Source organism: Vibrio mediterranei (assembly GCF_900088415.1).
Lineage (GTDB): Bacteria > Pseudomonadota > Gammaproteobacteria > Enterobacterales > Vibrionaceae > Vibrio > Vibrio mediterranei.
Window position 1 is genome coordinate 589,101 of sequence record NZ_FLLQ01000002.1, and the last position, 16,704, is coordinate 605,804.

The 16,704-nt window shown below is 45.9% G+C and carries 14 protein-coding genes; all 14 read right to left on the reverse strand.

The features are described 5' to 3' along the window. Nucleotides 1-15 precede the first annotated feature (15 nt). Nucleotides 16-1,068 (reverse strand): flagellar motor switch protein FliG, encoded by a 1,053-nt coding sequence (gene fliG / locus VME0621_RS08785; protein WP_006069963.1) that lies wholly within the window; start codon nt 1,066-1,068, stop codon nt 16-18. After that, entirely contained in the window at nt 1,068-2,816 is a 1,749-nt protein-coding gene (fliF, locus tag VME0621_RS08790; protein ID WP_062457956.1) for a flagellar basal-body MS-ring/collar protein FliF, read from the reverse strand. The genes fliG and fliF overlap by 1 nt, the downstream gene beginning before the upstream one ends. A gap of 18 nt (nt 2,817-2,834) precedes the next feature. After that, entirely contained in the window at nt 2,835-3,146 is a 312-nt protein-coding gene (gene fliE, locus VME0621_RS08795; protein ID WP_006069961.1) for a flagellar hook-basal body complex protein FliE, read from the reverse strand. Between the two features lie 130 nt (nt 3,147-3,276). Further along, nucleotides 3,277-4,692, reverse strand: a complete 1,416-nt coding sequence (locus VME0621_RS08800; RefSeq protein WP_062457959.1) for a sigma-54-dependent transcriptional regulator — start codon at nt 4,690-4,692, stop codon at nt 3,277-3,279. Continuing rightward, nucleotides 4,692-5,765, reverse strand: a complete 1,074-nt coding sequence (locus VME0621_RS08805; RefSeq protein WP_006069959.1) for a sensor histidine kinase — start codon at nt 5,763-5,765, stop codon at nt 4,692-4,694. Before VME0621_RS08805 ends, VME0621_RS08800 begins: the two co-directional genes overlap by 1 nt. 178 nt (nt 5,766-5,943) lie before the next feature. Continuing rightward, complete coding sequence (locus tag VME0621_RS08810) at nt 5,944-7,404, reverse strand: sigma-54 dependent transcriptional regulator (RefSeq protein WP_006069958.1); 1,461 nt, start codon at nt 7,402-7,404, stop codon at nt 5,944-5,946. Nucleotides 7,405-7,640: 236 nt separating this feature from the next. Continuing rightward, the gene (fliS, locus tag VME0621_RS08815; protein ID WP_006069957.1) at nt 7,641-8,051 is read right to left on the reverse strand and encodes a flagellar export chaperone FliS; all 411 of its coding nucleotides are present in this window, start codon (nt 8,049-8,051) and stop codon (nt 7,641-7,643) included. Nucleotides 8,052-8,061: 10 nt separating this feature from the next. Beyond that, entirely contained in the window at nt 8,062-8,364 is a 303-nt protein-coding gene (gene fliT, locus VME0621_RS08820) for a flagellar protein FliT (RefSeq protein WP_062457962.1), read from the reverse strand. Nucleotides 8,365-8,391: 27 nt separating this feature from the next. Further along, nucleotides 8,392-10,314 (reverse strand): flagellar filament capping protein FliD, encoded by a 1,923-nt coding sequence (gene fliD / locus VME0621_RS08825; RefSeq protein WP_062457965.1) that lies wholly within the window; start codon nt 10,312-10,314, stop codon nt 8,392-8,394. A 43-nt stretch (nt 10,315-10,357) separates the two neighbouring features. Next, nucleotides 10,358-10,804, reverse strand: a complete 447-nt coding sequence (locus VME0621_RS08830) for a flagellar protein FlaG (RefSeq protein WP_038229345.1) — start codon at nt 10,802-10,804, stop codon at nt 10,358-10,360. A 138-nt stretch (nt 10,805-10,942) separates the two neighbouring features. Beyond that, nucleotides 10,943-12,091, reverse strand: a complete 1,149-nt coding sequence (locus VME0621_RS08835) for a flagellin (RefSeq protein ID WP_038229343.1) — start codon at nt 12,089-12,091, stop codon at nt 10,943-10,945. A gap of 276 nt (nt 12,092-12,367) precedes the next feature. Beyond that, complete coding sequence (locus VME0621_RS08840) at nt 12,368-13,516, reverse strand: flagellin (RefSeq protein WP_062457967.1); 1,149 nt, start codon at nt 13,514-13,516, stop codon at nt 12,368-12,370. A 491-nt stretch (nt 13,517-14,007) separates the two neighbouring features. Then, nucleotides 14,008-15,153 carry a flagellin gene (locus tag VME0621_RS08845; RefSeq protein ID WP_038224925.1) on the reverse strand — a complete coding sequence of 382 codons (1,146 nt, stop codon included), beginning with the start codon at nt 15,151-15,153 and terminating at the stop codon, nt 14,008-14,010. Nucleotides 15,154-15,499: 346 nt separating this feature from the next. Continuing rightward, nucleotides 15,500-16,693: a flagellar hook-associated protein FlgL gene (gene flgL, locus VME0621_RS08850; RefSeq protein WP_038224923.1), complete on the reverse strand. Its 1,194-nt coding sequence runs from the start codon at nt 16,691-16,693 to the stop codon at nt 15,500-15,502. Nucleotides 16,694-16,704: the final 11 nt, after the last annotated feature.

Genomic DNA, 16,704 nt, shown 5'->3' on the forward strand with positions numbered 1-16,704 from the left:
ATATGTTATGAGTTTTTATAGGAACTCATCTGCGCCACCAGAAAGCATCAGCTCACCGTTGTCCGCCATTCGTCTAGCAATCGTGAGAATTTCTTTCTGTGCCGTTTCTACATCAGCAACACGCACAGGTGGCATCGCCTCAATATCTTCACGCATCATGTCAGCAGCACGTTTCGACATGTTATCGAAGATCTTCTCTTTAAGCGCATCATCGGCACCTTTAAGAGCACGTTGCAACACGTCTTGCGGTACATCTCTAAGCAGCTTTTGGATACCTTGGTCGTCCACTTCGATAAGGTTCTCGAATACAAACATAAGATCTTGAATCTGAGTCGCCATATCTTCGTCTTGGTCGCGAATTTGATCCATAAGAATCCCTTCGACGTTGTTGTCGAGGTAGTTCATGATCTCCGCAGCCGCCTTCAGGCCGCCAATTTTCGCGGCTTGAGCGCCTGCTTGGCCTGCGAACTGCTTCTCCATAATTTCGTTCAGTTCTGCTAAAGCAGACGGCTGAACTTCTTCCAAGTTCGCAATACGCATCATCAAATCAAGACGAACTCTCTCAGGGAACTGAGAAAGGATTTCTGCTGATTGATCAGCTTCCAAGTAAGAAAGTACGATAGTTTGAATTTGTGGGTGTTCGTTAACAATGATGCTGGCAACTTGACGCGGATCCATCCATTTCAGTGAATCCAAACCTTTGGAGCCAGTTCCCAGAAGGATTTGGTCCACAAGGTTGTTGGCTTTATCTTCACCTAATGCGGCTACCAAGGTATTGCGCATGAAGTCTTCGCTACCCATACCAATATTGGTGTACTTCTGGATATCTTCTAAGAAGGCGCGGTGAACCGCCCCCACTTTGTCTTGGCTCAGATCGCTGGCTTTCGCCATCGCACTACCCACACGCTGAACTTGTTTAGGTTCAAGATGACGAATGATGCTGGCCGCATCGGATTCATTCAAACTGAGTAGCAAAATAGCCGCTTTTTCATCTCCGCCAATGCTCGAAATGTCGACACTGGTTTCTGCAAGTTGGCCGCCATTTGCTGCCACGATCTCGTTTGCCATTAGTTTTCAGCCATCCAATTTTTAACAACTTGTGCCGCGAGTTCCGGCTCATTCGCCACCAGAGCTCTTACTGCTTTGAGCACATCTTCGTCTTTGTGTAGGTTTGGTAGGTCAATACCGGTACTAAATTCGAACAACTCACTGCCGTCAATATCGGTACCAATCAAGCTGGTTTCGCCATCGGCGCCAAGCGGCAGACCATCCGGGCCATAAAGCTGGTCGTCTTCTTCCTGAGCGGCTGGGTTAAGCAGCTTCTTCATTGCTGGTCGAATTAGAACAAAGACCACGACGATGATCACCAAGGCACTCGCAAACCAGCGAATCCAATCATTGAAATTAGGGTGCTCCCAGATTGGTACATCCGGTAATAGATCGGCGGCAGGCTCTTCAAACGTCATACTCAAAACATTGAGTAAATCACCACGGTTTTCATTAAAACCAACAGCACCGATAAGTACTTGTCGAATTGCCGCCAATTCACTCTCTGAACGCGGCTGGTAAGTGACCTCACCAGTATCTGGGTTCACGCTTGAACGGTTTTTGATTGCAACCGCTACGGTCTGGCGATTTACTACACCGCTTTGTTTGCGCTCGTGACTAATCGTGGTATCGAGTTCGAAGTTACGCGTCGCTTCTTTATGAACTGAACCTTGCCCCATGATCGAGCCATCTTTCATTTGCGCGACATCAGTAGGAATAGAGGCATCAGCGGGTGGCTGGTTACTAAGTGCACCCGGCACACCAGCCACAACATTGCCGTTGTTGTAGTCTTCTAAGGTGTATTCACTTCGAGTTGCTGGCGTATTAGGGTCAAAGCGCTTACGCGTTTGCTCGACGGCGCTAAAGTCGAGTTCAATATCAACTTGAGCGGTGTAGTTACCTAAGCCAAGAATTGGAATCAATACCGAATCGATTTTTTCACGTAGCGCTTGCTCTTGATTTCGCTCTAACTCTTGCTCTTTTCGACGCGCCATAGAAGCTGCATCTTGAGAGCCTGAACTCAATAGGCGACCATGCTGATCAGTAACGGTAATACGTGATGGCTTCATGCCCGGTACGGCGCTCGCTACCATATCCACAACAGAGTCAACTTCTTGCTGCCTTAATACAGCGCCTGTGGCTAGGGTGAGAAAGACTGAAGCGGATGCCTCTTGATTATGGCGAACAAAAACACTTTGTTTTGGCAGCGCCAGTAGCACGCGAGCGGTGCGCACTTGCTTCATCTGCTCGATAGCTTTGCCTAGTTGCCTTTCGCGGCTTAGCTTAAGACGTTCTTGTTCAAGACGCTGAGAAACACCAAATCCCATATCCTGCATCAGGATATCGTCACCGGTATTTGATGCGCGGTTTATTCCTGCACGCACCATATCAAGTTTGAGGTTATTGTATTCACTCGCAGGAACACTCAGCGCATTACCTTCTAACTTGTATTGCACTTTCTTTTGGTCAAGATAATCAAGAACTGGAATAAGCTCTTCGGTCTCATATACGCCTAACGGGCGCATCTCTGGCTCTTTAACCCAGAAGAACAACATCACGATGAGCGCCACACAAATAGAGATAGACAGAACTAGGACGATTTGTCTGAGAAGATCGAGATCGCCTACGGCTAAGTCAAACTTAGAGCTGCTTTTCTCGTTGATGTCTGGATTTTGACTTTCTGCGGCGATCTCTGAGCTCGTCACCATTGCGGTATCTGAGCCACTATCCATTAACGCTACGTCTGTCGATTGGTTTTCTTGAGCCACTACTTTTTACTACCTAGATTAAACGGGCATATTCATGAGTTCTTTATAGGCTTCTACAAGCTTATTTCTCACTTGAATGGTTGCTTCAAAGGCGACGCTAGACTTGTTTCGAGCGATCATGACATCAGAAAGAGAGACATCAGCGTCCCCTCGGTCAAAACGCATTTGCAGATCACCAGATGATTTTTGAAGACCATTCACGTTGTTCACCGCTTGAGAAAGCATGTCGCCAAAGTTAGCACCAACCTGATGGGCGTTTGCTGCAGGCTTAGAGTTGGCCGCTTCCAACATCATGGTCTGCATTTCATTGTGTAATCCGTCTACTTTCATGCTTTATCAATCGCCGTCAATCTTTTGACAGTGTCCTTACAATATCTTGATTCTTTCCTGAAAATTGCAAAAATTATGCCATGGTTTAAACCTAAAGTGTTAGCTCTAAACCAACACTTTAGGACACATCTTAGCTCGGGATCTCAATACCAGCATCGCGCATCTTCGCTAACTTATAGCGCAAGGTTCGTGGGCTAATACCAAGTTTCTCCGCCATTTCTTTGCGGCGACCTTCGCACTCTTTGAGCGTCTCCAAAATAATTGAAAACTCTTGGTCACGAAGTTCACCGCCCAAGCCTTCGCTCGATGCTGCGCTGCGACCCATCACGTCACTTGAAACCTGAGCAACAGGAGCGATCTCCGGTGCAACTTGCTCAGGGCTCGACACCACTTGTTGTAAGCTCGATGCATCTTGCCAGTCCACACCTTCTAATAGAATGTGCTCAGCACAAATGGTCGACTCGTCACATAAGATCAAAGCGCGTTGCACCACATTATCTAGCTCACGAACGTTACCCGGCCATGGGTAACTCATGAGTTTTGCTAACGCTGGTTGACCAAATTCTGGCACTGGCATTCCCAATTTCTTACAGTGGCGCTCGGTTAGATGACGGGCTAAAGGCGCAATATCTCCAGGACGATCACAAAGAGCAGGCCACGCAATTGGGAACACATTTAAGCGATAATATAGGTCTTCACGGAAGTTACCTTCCTGAACATATTGTTTAAGATCACGGTTACTGGTCGCCAATACTCGAACGTCTAACGCAATGCTTTTACGACTACCTAACCGCTCTACCTCACGCTCTTGTAGTACACGAAGTAATTTAGCTTGAAGGTTTAAGTCCATTTCACTGATCTCATCAAGCAAAATGGTGCCACCTTGGGCTTGTTCAAACTTCCCCGGACAAGCTTGAATAGCGCCGGTAAACGCCCCTTTCTCATAGCCAAATAGGGTTGCTTCTAACATGTTGTCTGGAATCGCCGCACAGTTGATTGCGACAAAAGGACCGTCCGCACGTAGCGATTTGTTATGGATATAGCGTGACATGACCTCTTTACCTGAGCCACTCGGCCCCAGCACCATGACACTGGCGTCAGTCTTGGCAACTTTTTCAGCCAAAGTAAGCAGTTGAATACTCTTAGCATCCGCAACAATCGCATCACCATTGTCATCTGACTTCACTGGCGCATAACGACTGACCATATTCAACAACACTTCCGGCGCAAAAGGTTTCGCCATGTAATCAATCGCACCTTCCTTCATGGCCGCGACGGCATCTTCAATGTTGGCATAAGCTGTCATTAACAACACAGGCAAATTGGGCCAATGCTGCTTAATGTTTCGCAGGAGTGCTAAACCGCCCATCCCCGCCATCTGCACATCGGAAACAACAATATCTACCGGCTGAGTTTTGAGTTTCACTAGGGCATCTTCAGCGCAATCGGCTTCTACCCACTCGTAACCTGCAAGGGCCAATGTATCGACGAGAGCTTCGCGAAGACCTTCATCATCCTCTACGATAAGTACTTTGCTTTGAGCCATCAGCTTATTCCTTCATTTGTTACTTCTTGAGATGACGTTGCCAATGGCAAACACATGGTAAAACATGCGCCATCATCCTCTTCTGATATCAATTCAAGCCGTCCTTCATGAGCACGGCAAACCATTTGCACTACCGCAAGACCAAGGCCCGTGCCTTGTGAGCGAGTAGTGAAAAACGGTTCCATTATTTTCTGTTGCAGTTCAGCAGGCACGCCTGGCCCGCTATCTTGGACAGAGATTTTTAATTCGTTATTAACTGGACGGAAAAACACATCCAATTGCGACCCTTTACCAGCAATTTGCACGGCATTAAGTACAAGGTTACTCAAGGCAGAGGCAACCGCATTAACATTACCCAGCAGCGCTACTTCATCTTGCTCTACTTCTAAGCAATAATCGATGTTGTTGCTTTTTAGTGTGGTCTCGACCATCGGCTGATACTCATCCACCAGCTGTTTTAAGGTAAATGGCTTTATGACCTTATTGTCGCCCCCCTTTGCAAACAACAGCATGTCATTGACCTGCTTCTCAAGATCATGAAGTCTGTCGACCAATTTGATTTGAAAGCGTTCACGAGTAGGTTGTGGAAGGTTAGGCGCACCAAGGTTAGAGGCATACAACATAGCACTGGATAACGGCGTGCGAACTTGATGAGCGAGTGAAGCAACCATTCTTCCCAAAGATGATAAGCGCTGTAAATCGCTGACTCTTGATTGCAGCAAGCGCGTTTCAGTGAGGTCAGTAATGAGAATCAACTGTCCAGTTGAGGAAGCGGAAATAGCCAATCGAACCTTGCGACCATTGCGCAAAGAGACCTCATGACCATCATCTTCTTTGGGGTCAAAGACCACTTGAATCAGATGAAACCATTTTTGGCCAACAAGGGGAATATCGAGAATACGGTGCGCTTCTGGGTTCGCTTCCCTGACCACACCTTGTGTATCCAACAAAATGACACCTGCAGGCATCGCTTCTATAACCTGCTGATATCGTTCTACTTGCGATTCCAAGGAATCTAAGTGTGAGCTTGATTGCTCATCTTGTTGTGATTCGCCCGTTGCCAACTGATCCATTTACGAGATGTTCCTTCTCAATACGACTCGCAGAAATACGTAGTCCATAAAAGACTTAAGCCCGAAAATGCAAAAAGCATGCCGGGCTTAAGTCTATATATTTCAACAAGTTAATCGCGTCAATAAATTGTCATAGCAAATTTAGTGTGACTTAAATCACATCACAAACAGCTCCAATCTAGCGGTGTAAGTTATACTTACGCATTTTTTCAACAAGGGTGGTACGACGCATACCGAGCATATCAGCAGCACGAGCAACGATGCCTTCTTGAGCATCCAAAGCTTGGCTAATCATGTTCACTTCGAGGTCGGCCAACATTTCTTTCAGGTTGACACCTTCAGGTGGTAGCGATTGAGGTGCGTTGTGGCTTTCCAGTTCAGGCTCTTCAAAAGTAAAGTTTTCCGCAAATATACTATCGAGCGCATCACGCTCTTGTTCTTCAATCGTCTTGAACGCATTCATTTCTGGCTGGAATTCTGGGATATCACTATAGCGGTATTTAACCGGAAGATGATTCACATCCACCAAGCTATTTGGATACAAGATCACCATACGTTCAACGAGGTTGGCAAGTTCACGAACGTTACCTGGCCAATCATGTTCCATTAACGAATTAACGGAACGTGGGGCGAAACAGATAGGTTGTCCACCTTCTGCTTCCATTCGTGCTAGCAGCTCTTGCAACAACAGAGGGATGTCTTCTTTGCGCTCTCGAAGCGATGGCATTTCAATTGGGAAAACATTTAAGCGATAGAACAAGTCTTCGCGGAAGTCACCCTGTTGGATCATACTTTCAAGATCGCGGTGCGTTGCGGCCACAATGCGAACATTGGCTTTAATCACGCTACTGCCACCAACGCGTTCAAACACGCGCTCTTGCAATACGCGCAGTAACTTGACCTGCATCGGCATTGGCATATCACCAATTTCGTCAAGGAATAAGGTACCGCCATCGGCAAGCTCAAAACGTCCTTTGCGAGAAGTAATCGCCCCCGTAAAGGCGCCTTTCTCATGACCAAACAACTCACTTTCTAGCAAGTCCGGTGGAATCGCTCCGCAGTTCACTGGAACAAACGGCCCACTACGACGAGTTGAATGGTAGTGAATATTGCGAGCAACAACTTCCTTACCCGTGCCCGACTCGCCCAGAATCAACACGTTCGCTTCTGAACCAGAGACCTGTTCAATCAGATGACGAACTTCCTGTATGCCAGGACTTTGTCCAACTAAGCTACGAAATAACGTATTTTTACGAAGATTCGACGGAACCTGAACACCCTTACGCCCCAAAAACTCGCGACAATGACGCAGCGCATCACTTAGCTGCGGGTAGTTGAGAGGGAGCTCTAACTCACCAACAAAGTTGGAAAGTGGCTCAACTGCGCCGGTAAATTCACTCGTAACCAGTAAAGGAACATGATTAGACAGCGAAAGCTGCGATAACAAGACTTGAGATAGATTTGGGCTTTCCAAAGCACCTACGATGCAACCCGACCACGTCTGGGACCAATCGATTTGGTTTATGTCTGTAGATGGAATCGCCACACAATGCTCACCAACAAACTCCAAAATGGTGTTTAGATTAGTGCGAATTTGCGGATCATCAGCAATAACAAGAAGTTTAGCTAAGCCTTGCATGAGTCAGGAATTATGCCTTGATCAAAACCAACCACAGTGGCGTCAATTTTTTGTCATTCGTCAATTTTACGCCGAGCTAACAAAAGCCAAAAAACACCTTATAAAATTGACAAGCAATTTATAAAACAAGTGGTTAGATATAAAAAAACGCCATTAGGCTGGGAATGGCGTCTATTCTATTGACATTATTCTGATATAGCAACTTTGTCACGTTGACTTTAAGAGGTTAATTCCGCTTAGATTCCAACTTCTTGTGCTGTTAAGTTGTGGTAATCACTAGGAATTTGATCCCAAGCAGATTTTATCTCTCGTATGATCTCTATCACATCATCAATTGGTTTTGGGTTGTTTTCGTGATTAGCCGTTGTGATTTGCGCAATCATGAATTCATACAACTGGTCGAGGTTTTTAGCGATGTCGCCGCCATCATCCATAGACAAGCAGCTACGTAGTGCAATGATGATATCCAAAGCTTTGCCGATGCGCTCGCCTTTTACAGGTACATTGCCTTGTTCCATCGCTGCTTTAGCTTGAATCAGTCTTTCTATCGCACCACCCATTAGCATTTGGATAACTTTGTGCGGTGAAGCAGCACTCAATTGGCTGTCTACAGATACTTTCTTATATGCTTGTAATGAACCACGCATCACTATCCTCTCAAATAAATTTTTGGTACTGCTGTAGGGACTTTCTGCCATGTCGGTACTTTCTGAGTTCCAGTCCCAATTGATCCGTTTTAGTTTGCATATGGGTCGCAATTCGACGTGTCGATTGTTCCACTTGCAACCACTCATCACTCTGCTTTAGGTTCGGATTCCTTTGGCAAGCGGCTATTAACTTAGTAATTATCTGTTCTCTTTTATCGACCAGAAGGTGAATTTCTTCAGTATCCAGCTCATCATTTTCTAAAACAGATTGTAAACGGTGATCCAAATCACCTAATTCTTTGAATACGCTCAATTAGTAGCCCCAACTCTCGACACCAGCTTAGCCTCCCATCGCACTCATCATGCCGGCTAATTGCGACTGCATCTTTCCGGTAGCGTCTTGCATGGCGGCAAATTTGTCGTGAGTTCGTTTCTGCAGGCTATCCATGCGGCGGTCTAAATTGACCTGTTGGTCATTCAGTCGATAATTTTGTTCAACTAAGCTTTGCTCTCGAGTACGGATCGTCCCGGTAGCACCGGTCATACTGTGAATGGCATCTTCGACGCGTTTGGCAAATCCGTTATTGCCGCCGAAAAACTCGCCTAGCTTGTTGAAGTTATTATTCAACTGCTTATCGAGCATTTGATAGTTTATTTCGAGATTACCTTGGCGCGTCGTAGTGACACCAAACTCAGTTAAGGTCTCTAACCCTTCAGGAGCACCTTCTACCGCTGATGAAAAGACACTTTTCAAACGCGAGTCCGCACTTCTCACCACACTATCTCCCGCCAATGGGCCGGTTTGCCCAGTTGTGGGGTCTGCACTAGAAAGCTCTTTGGACACCTGATAAAACTGGTTGTAGGCGGCAACAAATTGTTCAATATCAGCACGCACACTAGCGCGGTCATATTCCACACCAATTTCAGCTGGACGATCCCCTTGCTTGGTCGTGCCTTTCAACGTTAAATCCACACCTTCAATGGCACCTTCAATGACATTGTTGTGACTTGATAGCTCAGCAATACCGTCGAGTATGACTTTTGAATCTTGCGCCGCTTGGACTTGTGACATGCCATTGTAGATTTGCAGCGCTCGCTGTGCTTCGGCAAGTTCAGCTTGAACGGATTCTACTTTTTCTAAACGCTCACGTTCTTCTGGTGATAGCTTGGCACGTTCTAGTTGCTTGGCCTCCGCTTCGGTCATATCACCGTCAGCAACAGCTTGGGCAATGGCCGCTTTTTCATCGGCCAATTCTTGCTCTAGCTGAGCTTGTGCTTCACTTGGCGTTACATAAGAGTCGGTCAAAGTGCCTGAGGCCGTATTACTCCAACCAGGGACTTCACCCGATTTTTCTAATGCTTTTTGATCAAGCTCCGGCTCTGGCGCTTGATAGGAATCCATCAAGGTTCCTGATGCAGTTTCTGTCCAACCGGGAATAGTGTCTTCAGGGCGGCCAGATGTTGCCTCTTGCGCGACAGATTCTGCGCTTTGCTCATCCTTGGTGCTTTCCTCTGCCAAAGTTTCATTAACAGTGGCTTCACTCACCTCATCTGCTTTCTTAGCTTCATCTTCCTCAGAAGATGGAACATCCAGCAAAGCTAAAGCATCAGCCTGAGCTTGCTCCAACGCCTTAACGCGCTGCTCAATAGTTTTGTATTCGAATCGATAGAGATCGTTGCCGGGCTCAGCGTCCACAGCAATTAACAAGGCATGTTCAGCCCCTGATTGGTTAGCCGCCACAATGAGTCTAGGACCATTGATGTCTTTAACGATAGATGCGCGTACACCGGGGTTGTCACTCGCGCCGTTAATGGCACGAACTACGTCGGTTAAACGAGAATTACTGCGAAGGGAAATATCAAAGCTGTCATCACCCATTGAAATTTGCAGCTTACCTGGACCAAACTTCGTATCTTCAGGAATAGCATCCGAAGCGATTTTATGGCTTTGAGCAAGCTGCAATACATCGACAGCGTATTTGCCAGCAATAGCATCGGTAGATGCTGTTGCCGTGACAACGCTTTCTTCGGAGGTGTTGACGCTTCTCAGCGCAAACGCCTTCTCCTGGCGAAAGCTTGCCATAAGATTTTTCATCGTATCTAGTGACTCTTTGAGTCGTCCGTAGGCACTTATACCGGTATCAATTTTGCTACGCTCATAGTCGAGACGTTGCTGTTTCGGAATCCGCTCAGCATCGACTATTTTGCTCACCATGGAATTGATATCCATGCCTGAAGACATCCCTATCGGGCCCATATTCACCAAACCACTTCGAATTTAATACTATTGCATCTTAGTGATGCGACTACACCAACATGTCAATGCTGAGTGCGCCATGTTTTTCAACACGCTTTAGTACGTCGAGAAGCTCTTGATCTGGAAACTGACGAATGATCTCACCGCTGTCTTTCGCATAAACAGTAATGATGTCGCGCCCTGATTCTTCATCTCTTCGAAACGATAATCCCGTATTCATTGAGGTGAGAAACTCATCAAGACGTTTGACCATATTTTCACGTTCTGCCTGATTGAGGTCATGACGCTCGGTCGCAATTTTCTGAATCAATTCGGAAGTTTTCTGGCTAGAAAACTCCACACTTTCCGCCGTTCTCAGTTCATTGACCTTTTTCGGCTGTGAGCCTTTATCGGTATCAACTGACGGTGTTGTTTTATTAGTATTTTTCGAAGCAAGTTCTGTGCCACTAGAAGAGGCAAAAGGCTGAATGTTCGACGCGTAGGATGAGATATCCACTTTCGTTCTCCCGTTTCTAACCTTCTCTATTGTCCAACTCCAACTGGGGTAAAACTAGTTGAGCAATAAGCTTGAAATTGGAAGTTGGTGATAGAGTAACCCTATCACCAACACACTTGCCTAAGGTGTAAGCCTTTTTTAGCCTAGTAGGCTAAGTGCAGCTGATGGCGATTGCTTCGCTTGAGCTAGAATTGAAGTACTCGCTTGCTGCAGGATTTGGTTCTTGGTCATTGCCGTCGTTTCTTTCGCGTAATCGGTATCTTCGATACGGCTCTTAGATGCATTAACGTTTTCGTTGATATTATCTAAGTTATTGATTGCGTGATTGAAGCGGTTTTGGAACGCACCAAGTTCTGCACGGTTACTGTCTACGTATTTTAGCGCCGCATCTAGAATAGCTACTGATTCTTGTGCACCACCTACAGAAGTAACATTGATGTCATTAACTGATACCGCGCTTGCTGCACCAGAGAGGTCAAGCTCAGAACCGCCCGCTAGTGAACCACCGAACGTTAGTGAAGCACTATCAGCTTCGCCGTTGCTGCTTGCGAAGATTTGCAGAGCACCGTCTTCATCAACAGATGCTTGAACTTGGTCTGTTTGACCATTGATGTAGGTTGCAAGTTGCTCGATATCATCACCTTCTTTACCAGTGATAGCAATCTGAGTCATTGCGTTACCCGCTTTATCATCTAGGTCAATCGTTAAGGTCGCACCCGCTGCAACTGTCCAGCTTTCATCTTTCGCGTTAGCCGCTTTATAAGAAGAACCGCCCATTTGAGCATTATCAGAGCGCATATCGTTCATGCTCAGCATAACCGCTTCGCCACTGTTAGAACCGATTTGGAACGACTGTGTACCGTATGTACCATTTAGAAGACGGTTGCCACCAAAAGACGTGGTTTCCGCGATACGGTTTAGCTCGTCATTAAGCGCTGTCACTTCTTCTTGAATTGCTACACGCTCTGCTTTTGAGTTAGAGCCGTTTGCAGATTGTAGAGATAGGTCACGCATACGTTGTAGGATGTTAGTTGTTTCATCCATCGCACCTTCAGCTGTCTGTGCAATAGAGATACCATCGTTTGCGTTTTTTACAGCCATATCTAAGCCGCGGCTTTGAACATTCAATCGGTTCGCGATTTGCAGACCTGCTGCATCGTCTTTCGCACTGTTGATTTTGTAGCCTGAAGACAAGCGTTCCATTGATTTTTGTGTGTTCTCTGCTGCGTTATTCAGATAACGCTGAGCAGTCATTGCAGACACATTCGTGTTTACATTAATTGCCATACTGATCTCCTTAGGCATTTAGGATAGATGGCCTCTGTGTCTCTCACCTCACATTGGCACATCCGATTTTATTTCTCTCAATCCCTGTAACGGCGATAAATTTAGAAGCTTTAGAACAAATTGGCGTTTTTTTTACTATTAATTCAATTGATTGGATAAATGTGATTTAGATCGGAGATTCGAATGGAGGATAGTTGTGTTTGCAACGCTCTAAAGCCAAATGAAAAAAAACCAGAGCCGAAGCTCTGGTTTGTTGTTTGTCATCTGAGGCAATGCTTAGCCTAGTAGGCTCAATGCTGCGTTTGGCGCTTGTTTCGCTTGTGCCAAAATCGAACTTGAAGCTTGCGATAGAATTTGGTTCTTCGTCATCGCTGTCGTCTCTTTCGCGAAGTCCGTGTCTTTGATACGGCTCTTCGACGCGTTCACATTCTCATTGATGTTGTCTAGGTTGTTGATAGCGTGGTTGAAGCGGTTTTGGAAAGCACCAAGCTCTGCACGGTGACTATCCACATACTTCATCGCTGAGTCCAGAATCGCAACGGACTCCTGAGCGCCACCTACTGACGTGACATCAATATCGTTAACTGTTGCTGCTGCCGCTGCACCTGACATGTCTAGCTCACCTGAACCCGCTAGCGTACCACCAAAGCTTAATGATGCGCTGTCGATGTCTTTATTGTTGCTCGCGAATACTTGTAAAGCGCCATCTTCATCTACAGACGCTTGCACTAGGTCAGTTTGACCATTGATGTACGTCGCTAGCTGCTCAATGTCGTCGCCTTGTTTCGCATTAATCGTCAGCGTTGTCATCGCGTTACCCGCGCTGTCGTTCATGTCGATTGTCAGTGTTGAGCTTGCTGCCACTGACCAATCTTTATCTTTGGCGTTTGCTGCTTGGTAAACCGAACCACCCATGCCGCTGTTGTCTGAGCGCATATCTTTCAGGCTTAGCATCACCGCTTCACCATTATTTGAACCGATTTGGAATGACTGAGTACCGTAAGTACCGTTCAGTAGACGGTTACCACCAAATGCTGTGGTTTCAGCGACGCGGTTTAGTTCGTTGTTCAGTGCCGTCACTTCTTCTTGAATCGCCACACGCTCTGCTTTTGAGTTTGAGCCGTTTGCCGATTGCAGTGATAGGTCACGCATACGTTGCAGGATGTTCGTTGTCTCATTCATCGCGCCTTCAGCAGTTTGAGCGATAGAGATACCATCGTTCGCGTTGCGCACTGCCACATCAAGACCACGGCTTTGAACGTTCAAACGGTTCGAAATTTGTAGACCCGCTGCGTCGTCTTTCGCACTGTTGATTTTATGACCTGAAGACAAACGCTCCATTGATGTTGCTTGCGCTTGACTTGCATTATTTAAGTAACGCTGAGCGGTCATCGCTGATACGTTAGTATTTACATTCACTGCCATGTTGTTTCTCCAATTGATTTTCCGGTGTAGCGGTTTCCGACGTCTCGGAAAACCAAGTAGTTCTCTCAAAGTTAATCTTTTAACGACGCGAGCGAAAAAACCTTTAGAAAAAAACTCGAAAAAACAAAAGAAAACATCCGTTTGATTAGGATTTGAGCAGTTAACGAAAAATTGAAAAGAAAAGATTAAAGTTTAACGAAATGCCGCCGAAACACTGTGATTTTGCTGAATTTGCTAGGGGTGAGTTGTGGATCTTAAGAAAAGAAAAAGCCCCTTTTCCTTTGAGAGAACTGGGGCTGGGTGGCGACTAGAAGCGTGCGGAGATCAGAGAGAAATAAACACACCCTAGCTAACCTACATACTTTGATGCCGTATTGAGGCAGGTTGAGAGAGAGAGCCCCAACACATCACAAAGTATGTTTGCCAAGCAACAGGAAATTTATTGCCACGTCTGGCTTATGTTCCTGTCACTTAGAACTCGGACACTATCTCTATTGTAGTAGAGACATCGCTGAGTTAGGCAACTGTTTTGCTTGTGCCAAAATTGACGTACCAGCTTGTTGTAGAATCTGGTTCTTGGTCATTTCGGTTGTCTCTTTAGCAAAGTCGGTATCTTTGATTCGGCTGTTTGACGCATCAACATTCTCTTGAACGTTCGCTAAGTTGTTGATGCTGTGGCTTAAGCGGTTCTGCTTCGCACCCAAATCTGCACGTTGTGAATCCACATACTTAAGCGCAGAATCGATAATCGAGATAGCGTTTTGCGATCCGGCGACTGAAGTCATGTCAATATCTTGCACTGTAGACTGAGCAGCAGACGCGGTTTGTAAGTCTAGATCTGTAGCTAACGAACCGCCAATCGTCACAGACTGGTTTAGGTCAATGTCAGGTTCTGCGACAAACACTTGAAGCTCACCGTTATCTCCTACAGAAGCGCTAATCTTGTCAGACTGACCATTAATGTACGTTGCTAACTGCTCAATATCATCGCCTTGCTTTGCAGTAATGTTGATAGCGACTGCTTCGCCAGATTTGGTCGTAAAGCTAATATCCAACTGGTTATTCGTATTATCAACACGCCAATCAGCGTCTTTACCGTTGTTTGCAGTGTATGTGGTCCCGCCCATACGGAAATCATCTGCACGAATACTGGTTAGTCCCATAATTAAGGCTTCACCTGAGTTAGCACCGATTTGGAATGACGCTTCGCCGAAGCTGCCATTGAGCAAACGACGGCCACCAAATGAGGTAGTCTCTGCTATACGGTTTAGCTCCGCTTGAAGTGCATTAGATTCTTCATTAATTGCAACACGCTCGGCAGGAGAGTTAGTACCATTTGCCGATTGAATCGCCAGGTCACGCATGCGTTGCAAGATGCTGGTTGACTCATTCATGGCACCTTCCGCAGTCTGTGCAATCGAAATACCGTCGTTCGCATTGCGCATTGCCACATCAAGACCACGTGATTGCGCTGTTAGTCGGTTCGAGATCTGCAAACCTGCAGCATCGTCTCGTGCGCTATTGATCTTGTGACCAGACGACAAACGCTCCATTGAGGTATTTAGCGCATCGCTGGATTTGTTCAGATAGCGTTGGGCTGTCATAGCCGAAACGTTTGTACTTACTGTTACTGCCATTATGCTCTCCTAATTGAGTTCGCAAGCTTCAAGTAGGCTCACTTAATAACAAACATTGTTAATTCAATATTGTTACTACGCCCACCTAATACCCCGTATCAGGTGGAGTATCTAAAGTGCTTATTTATCGAGTTAGCCCGTAATCGGGTACTTTGTATTCATGTTTAGCATTTTCTATGCCAACTAATACATTTAATTATAAATCAATACATTAAAGCCCATTCATTGAGCCGGTGTATGACAAGACCTCGTTAGTGCATCCAAAGTGGCTTAAGATTGCCACCTAACGCTTTCACCTCTGCACACATGGCAATGCTCATGCGGCAACCGAGGTGCCAAACTATCGCTATAGATAATTAAATAACGTCAGGTCCTTGGTTTTTCCAAACGCAAGCTGTGAAGCCTGTAATGCTCGTGAGTTCTCTTCAAAATCGATGACCGCTTTTGAGTAATCGAGATCCTCAAAATTACTTTTAGAACGGGCAATCGAAATTTTAAAATCTTCATGCTGCGATTGTTGGGTATCAAGACTGTTAAGCCTTACCCCAACATCGGTACGCGAGCTAGTTAAGTGCAAAAATGCCGCGTGAAACTGCTCAGTGACCTGATGAAGCTGAGCACTGGCTGAGGCATCGGCTACATCGTTATCCATCCAATACACCGCATCATTAAACGTATCAAACACACTAAATGTTTTTTGAGGCTCAACTTCAATCGCGTCCCCCGGTGTAATTTGACCTTTAGTCTGAATGTTGAGCCCTTGGAATTGAATGCCTTGGCTCGGGTCAAAATTACCCGCAGCAACAACCGTATTGTTCTGTTCAAGCTGATAACCAAATTGCTGATTACCCATATCCACAAACGTCACTTTGTATGTACTGTTGTCGTTTGCATTACTGTTGGTGGCTTTTTCAAGTAGTAATTCTGAGCCTTTTTGCAGCTGATAATTGGCTTTGTAATCCCCAAGTGGGTTGTCAATCTCCATAAACAGCTTGCTACCAGGATCGCTCGTAGCCACTTCTAGACTTGCTGCAATGCGCATTTTGCGTTGATAGTCATCGCCAGCGTAAGAAATACGCCCTTCCCCATCGACGAAAAATGGTTGAGTCTTAGGTTTTGTGCCAGCAAAGCTATAGTTACCCGATTCATCACGGGTATTCGCAAGCGCGAGAAAGTTCTTTGCCAACTCCTCTATTTCACGTGCTTTTGCTTCACGGTCTTCAGGAGAAAGCGCACCGTTGATTGCTTGCATCGTTAAGCGTTTTGCATTATCGGCAAACTGTTCTGTCTCACCTAACATGACTTCTTGATGCTCAAGGCGATTTCTCGACAACGTGATGGCACTGTCGTACTGGTCCAACTGCTGCGTCTGCTGTTTAAGTTTTTGCAAATAATGCGTCGCTAGTGGTGAGTCCGCTGGCTTTTGCAGCTGTTTACCAGAGGCGAGCTGTGCATGGTTTTCATGAATTTTGTTTTCTTGGCGGCGCATATCATTTTGCACCGTTTGGTAATTATGAAAACTAGAGATTCGATTCATCATAATCTAGCTCC

Coding starts and splice junctions, on each gene's coding strand:
- fliG (WP_006069963.1), bottom strand. CDS start 1,068: ATGGCAAACGAGATCGTGGCAGCAAATGGCGGCCAACTTGCAGAAACC.
- fliE (WP_006069961.1), bottom strand. CDS start 3,146: ATGAAAGTAGACGGATTACACAATGAAATGCAGACCATGATGTTGGAA.
- VME0621_RS08800 (WP_062457959.1), bottom strand. CDS start 4,692: ATGGCTCAAAGCAAAGTACTTATCGTAGAGGATGATGAAGGTCTTCGC.
- VME0621_RS08805 (WP_006069959.1), bottom strand. CDS start 5,765: ATGGATCAGTTGGCAACGGGCGAATCACAACAAGATGAGCAATCAAGC.
- VME0621_RS08810 (WP_006069958.1), bottom strand. CDS start 7,404: ATGCAAGGCTTAGCTAAACTTCTTGTTATTGCTGATGATCCGCAAATT.
- fliS (WP_006069957.1), bottom strand. CDS start 8,051: ATGCGTGGTTCATTACAAGCATATAAGAAAGTATCTGTAGACAGCCAA.
- VME0621_RS08835 (WP_038229343.1), bottom strand. CDS start 12,091: ATGGCAATTAATGTAAACACGAATGTGTCTGCAATGACTGCTCAGCGT.
- VME0621_RS08840 (WP_062457967.1), bottom strand. CDS start 13,516: ATGGCAGTGAATGTAAATACTAACGTATCAGCGATGACCGCTCAGCGT.
- VME0621_RS08845 (WP_038224925.1), bottom strand. CDS start 15,153: ATGGCAGTAACAGTAAGTACAAACGTTTCGGCTATGACAGCCCAACGC.
- flgL (WP_038224923.1), bottom strand. CDS start 16,693: ATGATGAATCGAATCTCTAGTTTTCATAATTACCAAACGGTGCAAAAT.